Raw genomic sequence first — 8,218 nt, 5'->3', positions numbered from 1 at the left:
GGCCACCTGAGGGTGGCCGGCTCCTTCACGTGCGGGACGGCGCGAGGACGCCCGCCGGCGCAGCCGCGGTCAGCGGTGGGTGTGGTTCACCCAGGCCTCGGGGTCCTCCGCCAGCGTACGCACCGCCTCGGGCAGCTCGTTCGTCACCAGGTGCTGGAGGTTGACCCCCTCCAGGATGGCGCGCTCGCTGGCGCGCAGCGCGATCCACACCTGTTGCAGGCTGCGGGCCGCGCCGTCGTAGTCCACGTGCTCGGGGCGTTCCCCGCGCACGTTGGCGAGCGGCCCGTCGACCGCTCGGATGATGTCGGCGAGAGAGATCTCCGCCGCTGGTCGGGCCAGCCAGTAACCGCCGACGGGGCCGCGTTGGCTGCGCACCAGCCCGGCACGGCGTAGCTGGGTGAGGATGTTCTCTAGGAATTTTCCGGGGATGGCCTGAGCGCGTGCTAGCTGCTCGGCCGTCACCGGCCCGTCGCCGGCGACAGCGAGTTCCGCTGCCGCGCGAAGCGCGTAATCGACCCGGGCTGAAAGGCGCATGCTGTGATTATGCCGTGGTTAGAAGGGCGAATGGGGCACCGGGCGCCGGCAGGTGTGCCGACGGACCGGGATGCTACAGGCCAAGGGTACTTCTCCTACCGGGTTTCGGGGACACCGGCGGTGTCCCTCCCCGGCGACCGCGCTCCGGGTTCCCGTGCGTCCGGCGGCGGGACGCGGCGGACGCACGGGAACGGAGTCGGCCCGGCCCCGCCGTGCGGCGGGACCGGGCCGGGAGCGCCGGACCCCGGGGGAGCGGGGCCTCAGCTCACGCCGGGGGCGGGCGCGCCCACGGCGCCCCCCAGCAGTTCGGCCGCGCTCAGGCCGTTCACGTGCGCGGCCCCGTAGGTGCTCACGTAGGCGCCGCAGTCGGGTCGCCAGATGGGAAGGCCCATCTCCACCACCACGGCCCCGGGACGGGCGTCGAGCAGGCGGCTCACGAGCGCCCGGGCCTCCGGGTAGCGGTGCGCGTCCCTCACGACGACCACCAGGTCGCGCCCCCGGGCGCCGGCGATGAGCCGGTCCGCCTGGGCGGCGTCGGGGGCGACGCGCTCCGAGCCGGGGAACCAGGGGGCCAGCCCCCAGGGGACCTCGCCCACGGCCATGCCGGCGGGGGCGTCCACCTCGACCACGAACGGGTCGCTCAGGGGCGGCAGGTCGCCGTCCACGCGCACGGCGCGGCGGGCCCCGGCCAGCCCGACGGGCTCGTCGGCGGGGGCGGCCGCCCTGCGCGCGGACGTCTCGCGGATCCAGGTGCGCAGGCGCGCGTTCCGCTCGGCGGCCTCCTCCAGGCGCTGCCCGGGGAGGCGGCCCTCGCGCACCGCGGTGACCAGGGCGGCGCGGATCAGCTCGATCTGGTCCTCGTAGACCCGGCGCCCCAGGCACAGCAGGTCGACACCGGCGGCCACGGCGAGCACGCTCGCCTCCGGGATGCCGATCCGGCCGCTGACGCCGTCCATGTCCATGGCGTCGCTGACCACGGTGCCCCGGAAGCCCAGCTCGTCGCGGAGGAGGTCGTTGAGGATGTGCGGCGCGAGCGTGGCCGGGCCCTCGCCGCCCAGGCCGGGCAGCTCGATGTGCGCGGTCAGGATCGACTGCACGCCGGCTTCCACGGCCGCGCGGAAGGGGAGCAGCTCGCGGCGGTGCAGGAGGTCGGCGTCGGCCTCCACGCGGGGCAGCGTGTGGTGGGAGTCCTGGGAGGTGGCGCCGTGGCCGGGGAAGTGCTTGGCGCAGGCGGCCACGCCGGCGGCCTGGAGGCCGATCACGGCGGCCGCCGCGTGGCGGGCCACCAGTTCGGCGTCGGAGCCGAAGGACCGGGTGCCGATCACGGGGTTGTCGTCGGCGACGTTGACGTCCACCGAGGGCGCCAGGTCCAGGTTGAAGCCCAGGGCGGCGAGGCGGTCGCCCATCGAGCGGTGGGTGTCGCGGGTCAGGTCCGGGTCGTCCACCGCGCCCAGGGCCGCGTTGCCCGGGTAGTCGCTGCCGCGCGCCTGGCCGATGCGGGTGACGTCGCCGCCCTCCTCGTCCAGCGAGATCAGCGGGGTGTCCGCGGCCTCGGACAGGGCCGCGTTCAGCGCGGTCACCTGTTCGGGTGTGTCCAGGTTGTTGTGGAACAGGCAGACGCCGGAGATGCCGTCCGCCAGACCCTCCAGGACCCAGCGAGGGGCGTGGTAGGACTCGAAGGGCACCAGCAGCGTGGCGTTGGCCAGACGCGCCAGGGTCGGGTCGTACGGCATGACGAGCTCCGTTCGGTGAGCATAGGGGTGCCCGGGAGGTCACCACTGGAGCCGGCGGCTCCCCATCGGGGTGGTGAGGGCGACATTCGGGCAGACGGGTGGCGGGAACACGGGTAGGGAAGCGGTGCGGCGGGCGTGCCCGGGCGGGGCCCGCGGCGCCGGCCGCGGTCCCGCCCGGGGTGGGGCCCGGTCAGCCCTTGACGGCTCCCATGGTCAGACCGGAGACCATGCGCCGCTGGACGAACAGGAAGAAGACCATCACGGGGATGGTCAGCAGGGTGGAGGCCGCCATGATCGGTCCCCACTCGGTGCCGAACCGGCCGAAGTAGTACGACAGGGTCAGGGGCAGCGTGTAGTGGTCCGTGCTGCGGCCCAGGAACGTCAGCGCGACGATGAACTCGTTCCAGGCGGTGATGAACGCGAAGATGCTCGCGGCGACCAGGCCCGGCGCGACCAGCGGCATCAGGATGCGCCAGAAGATGGTCCAGGCGCTGGCGCCGTCGATGGCCGCGGCCTCCTCCAGCTCCTTGGGCACCGCCGCGACGAACCCGCGCAGCATCATGATCGTGATCGGCAGGGAGACGGCCGTGTAGACGATGAGCAGGCCGGACAGGTTGCCGAGCAGCTGCACGCCGCTGGCGTCGGACAGCTGGCGGAAGTTGAGGAAGATCGAGATGATCATCGCTTCCATCGGCACCATCTGGATGATCATCAGCAGGATGATGAACGCGGTGCGCAGCTTGAACCGGAAGCGGGCGACGGCCACCGCCGCGAGCAGCGACAGGAACGCTCCCATGCCCACGGCGAAGAGCGTCACGACGAGGCTGTTGCCCAGGAACTGCCAGAAGTTCACACCCGGGATGAGCTGGCCGTTGACGACCCGGTCGAAGTGCTCCAGGGTCGGCGCGCTCGGGAACAGGGTCTGGTTCCGGGTGAAGATCTCGCCCACCGGCTTGAAGGCCGTGACGACCATCCAGTACACCGGGAAGACCGAGAAGAGGAACACCGCGATCCCGGCCAGGTACAGCGGCAGGGAGCGCAGGCGGCGCAGCGGGCTGCGGCGGTAGACGCGCTCGGCGCCCCGGCGGCGCCCGGCTCCGGAGCCGCCGGGCGCGGCGGTGGCGGCCCGGGCGGAGGGGCCGGCGGTGTTGTCGATCGCGGTCATCGGGTCTCCCCCTGGCGGATCATGATGCGCAGGTAGTACGCGGTGACTCCGAGGATCATCACGGTCATGACCACCGCGATCGCCGAGCCCATGCCGTAGTTGGCCGGGCTGGCGCTGAACCCCTGCTGGTAGATGTAGTACGAGAGCAGGTAGACGTCCTGGTTCTGGAAGCTGTTCGCCAGGATGTACAGCTGGGTGAACACCCTCAGGTCCCAGATGATCTGGAGGACGAGCAGCAGGGCGAACAGCGGGCGCAGCATCGGGAACGTGACGTTCCAGAAGGCCTTCCAGGCGCTCGCGCCGTCCATCCGCGCGGCCTCGTACAGCTCGTTCGGGATGCTCTTGAGCCCGGCGAGGACGGAGACGGCCACGAACGGGAAGGACTGCCAGACGATCACCATGATCAGGACCGAGAACAGCGAGCCCGGTTCGAGGAACCAGTTGTACTCCAGCCATCCGCTGCCCACCAGCCAGTCCGGCATCCGGTCGAGGACGACGTTGACCAGGCCGCGCTCGGGCAGGAACAGCCAGCGGAAGACCAGCGACGCGCTCAGCGCGGGGGTGGCCCAGGCGAGCATCATGCCGATGGACACGAACCCGGCGAACCACTTGGGCATCTTGTGGAGCAGCAGGCCCACGAGGGTGCCCAGCACCATCGTGATGCCGACCATCAGCACGCAGACCACGACCGTGTTGCGCAGGATCGTCCAGAACGTGGGGTCGGTCAGCAGCTGCTGGTAGTGGGCGAAGCCGTTCCATTCCGGGCCGGGCTGGTTCGGAAGGAGGTTGCGTGTGGTGAAACTCGTGAGCGAGTACCACACCATCTGCACGATCGGCCAGAGCAGCACGACCGCGAGGAGGATCAGTGCCGGGGTGATGAGCAGGTACGGGGCGGGAGTTCTGCGGCGGCGCGGCGCGGTCTCGTCGGAGGCCGGTGCGACGGCCTCCTCGTCCCCGCGCGGTTTCGCCGGTTCGACGGTGTGTGCCATGGTCTTCTCAATCGAGGCGTGGGCCGACCGCGGCGGGCGGGGTCCGGGAGGGACCCCGCCCGCGCACGGCTCTGCACAGTGGGGTGGAGAGGACTACTCGACCGGCTCGTTGAGGATCGAGGCCAGTTCCTCGTTGGCGGCGCCCAGGACCTCCTCGGCGTCACCGCCGCGGACGATGTCCAGGACGGCGCCGGGCAGGATCTTGCTGTCCTGGTCGGCCGCGGTCCAGCGCGGGGTGGTCGGGAAGAAGCGGGTGTTCTGCATCTGCGTGGCGGCCGCCGCGCGCTCCGGGTCCTCCTGGTACTCGGGGGTCTCCAGGAGAGCCGGGTAGGCGGGGAAGAAGCCGGCGACGTCGGCGTAGCCCTTGCCGCCCTCCTCGTCACCGAGGACGGTGAGGAGGTCGAAGGCCTCGTCGGGGTGCTCGGTGGTGGTGAAGACCGTCAGGGCGGAACCGCCCGCGAAGACGGGGGCGATGCCGTCGGCGCCGGGGATCGGGGCGGAGGCGATGTTCTCCAGGACCGCCGGGTCCTCGGCCTGCTCCTCCATGGAGCCCAGGGCCCAGCCGCCGTCGATGTACATGCCCAGCTCGCTGTTGGCCATGTCGGCCAGGGCGACGAGCTCGTTCTCGCCGACGTAGCCCTGCGGGGAGATGCCGTCGGTGGTCAGGCTCGCGTAGAACTCGACGGCCTCGACGGTGGCGGGGTCGGTCAGGTTGCCCTCCCACGTGTCGCCGTTCTGGGTCGCGATCTCACCGCCGTTGCTCCAGATGAAGCTGGCGATGCCGTTGGTGAAGTCGGTCGGAGCGGCGAAGCCGGGGACGTCGTACTCCTCCTGGATGGCCTCGGAGACCTCGACGAGCTCGTCCCAGGTGGCGGGGGGCTCGTGCCCGAGCTCCCGCAGCCAGTCGGCGCGGTAGTAGAGGGTGCGGACGCCGGAGAACCACGGGACGCCGTACTGCACGCCCTCGTAGGTGCCGTACTCCAGGGCGTTCTCGTCGATGCCCGCGGCGGTGTCCCAGCCGCCGACCTGCTCGCTGATGTCGAGGAGGGCGCCCTGCGCGGCCCAGCCGGCCACCTGGTCGTTGCCGACCTCCAGGACGTCGGGGGCGTCACCGCCGGCGAGGGCGTTGGTGATGGACTCCTGCGCGTCGGGCCAGGGGATGAACTCGACGTCGACCTCGACACCGGGGTGGGTCTCCTGGAAGCGGGCCTCGGCGTTGTCGAAGTACTCGACGAGGGGGTCCTGCGAGGTGCCCATGACCCAGACGGTCAGGCTCTCGGCCTCACCGCCGCTGGAGTCGTCGGAACCGCCGCCGCAGGCGGCGGCGAGCAGGACTACGGCCGTGGCCGCTGCGATCTTGGGGAACCTCATGTGTACCTATTCTCCCTTCGCACCACGCGCCGGGGATTCGACGCCTGTGCTCAAGCCGGGCTGGGATGATGGAACGATCACCCACCGACTCGACGTCTCTGTGGGGGTTGTGCTGGGATAGCACGTTGGCCGCCCCGCCGGCGCGGGTACCGGAGGGCCCGAAATTAACGCGGACCTGCCAGGACGTGACCTCTTGTGAGGTTGTGAGCTAAATTAACAGGAAACTTTCCTAATAAAAACAGGGTGAGGTGTCACGGTTATGTCTCAACGTCCGGGGACTCCCCGGCTGCTACGCCAGCTCAACGACCGCGCGGCACTGGAGCTACTCCTGTCCGCGGGGCCCTTGACCAGGACGCAGCTGGGAACGCGGACCGGCCTGTCCAAGGTGACCGCCTCCCAGCTGCTCGCGCGGCTGGAGGAACGGGACCTGGTACGCGTCGTCGGCAGTCAGGCGGGGGGCCGGGGCCCCAACGCCGCCCTCTACGCGGTGGTTCCGGAGAGCGCCTACGTGGCGGCCCTCGACGTGAGCGCCCACTCGGTGACCGCGACGATCGCCGACATCACGGGCCGGGTGATGAGCGAGGTGACCGTCGACCCGAGCGCCTCCGACGACCCGGTGTCCCTCGTCCACACCGCCGTCATGCGGTTGGCGGACACGGCCGGGGTCCCCCTCGACAGGGTGCGCGCGTGCGTCATCGGCACACCGGGCGTCGTCGACCCGCGCACCGGCGACATCCGCTTCTCCTTCGACCTGATCTCCTGGCACGAGGGCATCCTGGAGGCGCTGCGGGCCGACCTCAAGCGCTCGGTCATGATCGAGAACGACGTCAACCTGGCTGCCCTGGCCGAGCACGCCGAGGGGGCCGCCGTGGGGGTCGACGAGTTCGTCCTCATCTGGCTCAGTGCGGCGGGCGGCGTGGGCATGTCCACCATGATCGACGGCCGCATCCACCGGGGCCGCTCCGGCGGAGCGGGGGAGATCGGCTACCTGCCGGTCCCCGGCGCGCCGATGCCGGTCGACGTCGGGCTGTCCGGCGGCTACGAGTCCCTGCGGGACGGTGCGACCAGGGAACTGCCCCACGGGTTCCAGGCACTGGTCAAGGCGGGACAGGTGGTGCGGCTCGCGGCGGAGTACGGGATCGACGGCGCCGACGTCGTGGACGTGGTGGAGAAGGCCTCGGCGGCCGGATCGCCCGAGGGCGACGCGTTCCTGGACGCCTTCGCCGAGCGCCTGGCGCGGGGGGTGGCGGCGGTCAGCGTCATCCTCGACCCCGGGCTCGTGGTCCTGGGCGGCGACGTCGCCCGGGCCGGAGGCGCCAAACTGGCCGAGAGGGTCCAGGCGGCCGCCGCCCGCATCGCCCCCAACGCCACCGAGGTCGGCCTGGGCCTGGTCGAGGGCAGCCCCGTGGTGCGCGGCGCCCTCCTGCACGCGCTCGAACGCGCCCGCGACGACGTGTTCTCCTCGACCGTCTGACCCGCGCTCCGCCGGCCGCCGTGTCCCCGACCCTCCTCACCCGTCGGGGCACGGCGGCCGACGCGTGTCCGGGGCCGGGGAACGGCACCGGCACGGGGCCCGGGGTCAGAGCACGGGCTCGAACGAGTCCAGCACCGCGTCCACGAGGTCCCCGTACACGGGCAGGTCCGCCGCGGGGATGTCGGCCTGGACGAGGTACCCGCGGCCCTCCTCCTCGATGACGGTGTACTGCCAGACGACCCACCGGTCGGGTTCGTCCCGGTCGCTGTTGGTGTAGGTCAGCTCCAGGCGGGTCGTGTCCCGACCGGGCGGAGCCGAGTGGTCCTCCTCCAGGGCGACCCTGCGCACGTCGGATAAGGCGGAGACCTCGGAGAGGCCGGCCTCCCACCCCTCCTGCACCTCTCGGGAGGTGAGCCCCTCGCCGTCGGTCTCATGCACGTTGAAGCAGAACGTGTGCTCACCGCCGGGCGCCGTGATCCTTCGGAAGACGAAGGTCCCCGAGGCCTCGTCCGGTGAGTCGACGCTCGGCCCCGCGACCTCCCACCCCTCGGGGTGCCGGAGGGTCGCGTACTCCCCGGCGAGCTCGACGAGGGCGGGGGCCTCGGCCGCGGCGGAGGGGGAGCCGGTCGCCGCCGGGGCCGCCGCCTGCGCGAGGGGAGCCCCCGGACCGAACGCGAGCAGGGAGCCCGCGACCGCCGTGACGGCCACCAGGCTCAGGCCGATCATCACCGCGCCCTGCGCCCGGCTGCCGGGAGGATGGGGAAGGCGGTCCCCTTCCGTCGCGGTCGTCGCGGGCTCCTGGGCCGGGGGCCGGTGGGGGGAGGGAACGGCGTCGGGACTCGGCACGGGGGCCTCCGGTGCGAGGGGGGACACGGGATCGTGAGTCTACGGCGTGTCGCGCGGACGCTCCCGGCCGGTACGGCGCCCGCGCCGTCCGGCCCGGGGTCCGCGG

7 protein-coding genes are annotated in these 8,218 nt (G+C 72.0%); 1 reads left to right on the top strand and 6 read right to left on the bottom strand.

Features of this window, described 5'->3' with window-relative positions; all coding sequences use genetic code 11:
• Positions 1–69: 69 nt before the first annotated feature.
• From ACWGL3_RS29055 to ACWGL3_RS29035, 5 genes are all read right to left on the bottom strand, one after another.
• Positions 70–534, bottom strand: coding sequence for an RrF2 family transcriptional regulator (locus tag ACWGL3_RS29055; protein WP_267946029.1), 465 nt, complete (start codon positions 532–534; stop codon positions 70–72).
• A 260-nt stretch (positions 535–794) separates the two neighbouring features.
• Positions 795–2,267 carry a glycoside hydrolase family 3 protein gene (locus ACWGL3_RS29050; RefSeq protein WP_267946028.1) on the bottom strand — a complete coding sequence of 491 codons (1,473 nt, stop codon included), beginning with the start codon at positions 2,265–2,267 and terminating at the stop codon, positions 795–797.
• A gap of 190 nt (positions 2,268–2,457) precedes the next feature.
• Entirely contained in the window at positions 2,458–3,432 is a 975-nt protein-coding gene (locus tag ACWGL3_RS29045) for a carbohydrate ABC transporter permease (protein WP_452462024.1), read from the bottom strand.
• The gene (locus ACWGL3_RS29040) at positions 3,429–4,421 is read right to left on the bottom strand and encodes a carbohydrate ABC transporter permease (RefSeq protein ID WP_267946026.1); all 993 of its coding nucleotides are present in this window, start codon (positions 4,419–4,421) and stop codon (positions 3,429–3,431) included. Before ACWGL3_RS29040 ends, ACWGL3_RS29045 begins: the two co-directional genes overlap by 4 nt.
• Before the next feature lie 93 nt (positions 4,422–4,514).
• A complete protein-coding gene (locus tag ACWGL3_RS29035) occupies positions 4,515–5,792 on the bottom strand; it encodes an extracellular solute-binding protein (protein WP_267946025.1) in 1,278 nt (425 codons plus the stop codon).
• A 259-nt stretch (positions 5,793–6,051) separates the two neighbouring features.
• Here ACWGL3_RS29035 and ACWGL3_RS29030 point away from each other — a divergent pair, with 259 nt between their 5' ends.
• Positions 6,052–7,266, top strand: coding sequence for an ROK family transcriptional regulator (locus ACWGL3_RS29030; RefSeq protein ID WP_267946024.1), 1,215 nt, complete (start codon positions 6,052–6,054; stop codon positions 7,264–7,266).
• A gap of 105 nt (positions 7,267–7,371) precedes the next feature.
• On the opposite strand, the gene ACWGL3_RS29025 is transcribed toward ACWGL3_RS29030, so the two are convergent.
• On the bottom strand, positions 7,372–8,112 hold the full coding sequence (locus ACWGL3_RS29025) for a hypothetical protein (protein WP_452462023.1): 741 nt from the start codon (positions 8,110–8,112) through the stop codon (positions 7,372–7,374).
• Positions 8,113–8,218: the final 106 nt, after the last annotated feature.

This window comes from Nocardiopsis sp. NPDC055824, assembly GCF_053616335.1.
This window is presented reverse-complemented; position numbering and strand designations above follow the sequence as displayed.

What these genes read in the sequence shown, in the direction of transcription:
- ACWGL3_RS29030 (WP_267946024.1), top strand. Translation starts at nt 6,052, where the DNA reads ATGTCTCAACGTCCGGGGACTCCCCGGCTGCTACGCCAGCTCAACGAC.
- ACWGL3_RS29035 (WP_267946025.1), bottom strand. Translation starts at nt 5,792, where the DNA reads ATGAGGTTCCCCAAGATCGCAGCGGCCACGGCCGTAGTCCTGCTCGCC.
- ACWGL3_RS29045 (WP_452462024.1), bottom strand. Translation starts at nt 3,432, where the DNA reads ATGACCGCGATCGACAACACCGCCGGCCCCTCCGCCCGGGCCGCCACC.
- ACWGL3_RS29055 (WP_267946029.1), bottom strand. Translation starts at nt 534, where the DNA reads ATGCGCCTTTCAGCCCGGGTCGATTACGCGCTTCGCGCGGCAGCGGAA.
- ACWGL3_RS29040 (WP_267946026.1), bottom strand. Translation starts at nt 4,421, where the DNA reads ATGGCACACACCGTCGAACCGGCGAAACCGCGCGGGGACGAGGAGGCC.
- ACWGL3_RS29050 (WP_267946028.1), bottom strand. Translation starts at nt 2,267, where the DNA reads ATGCCGTACGACCCGACCCTGGCGCGTCTGGCCAACGCCACGCTGCTG.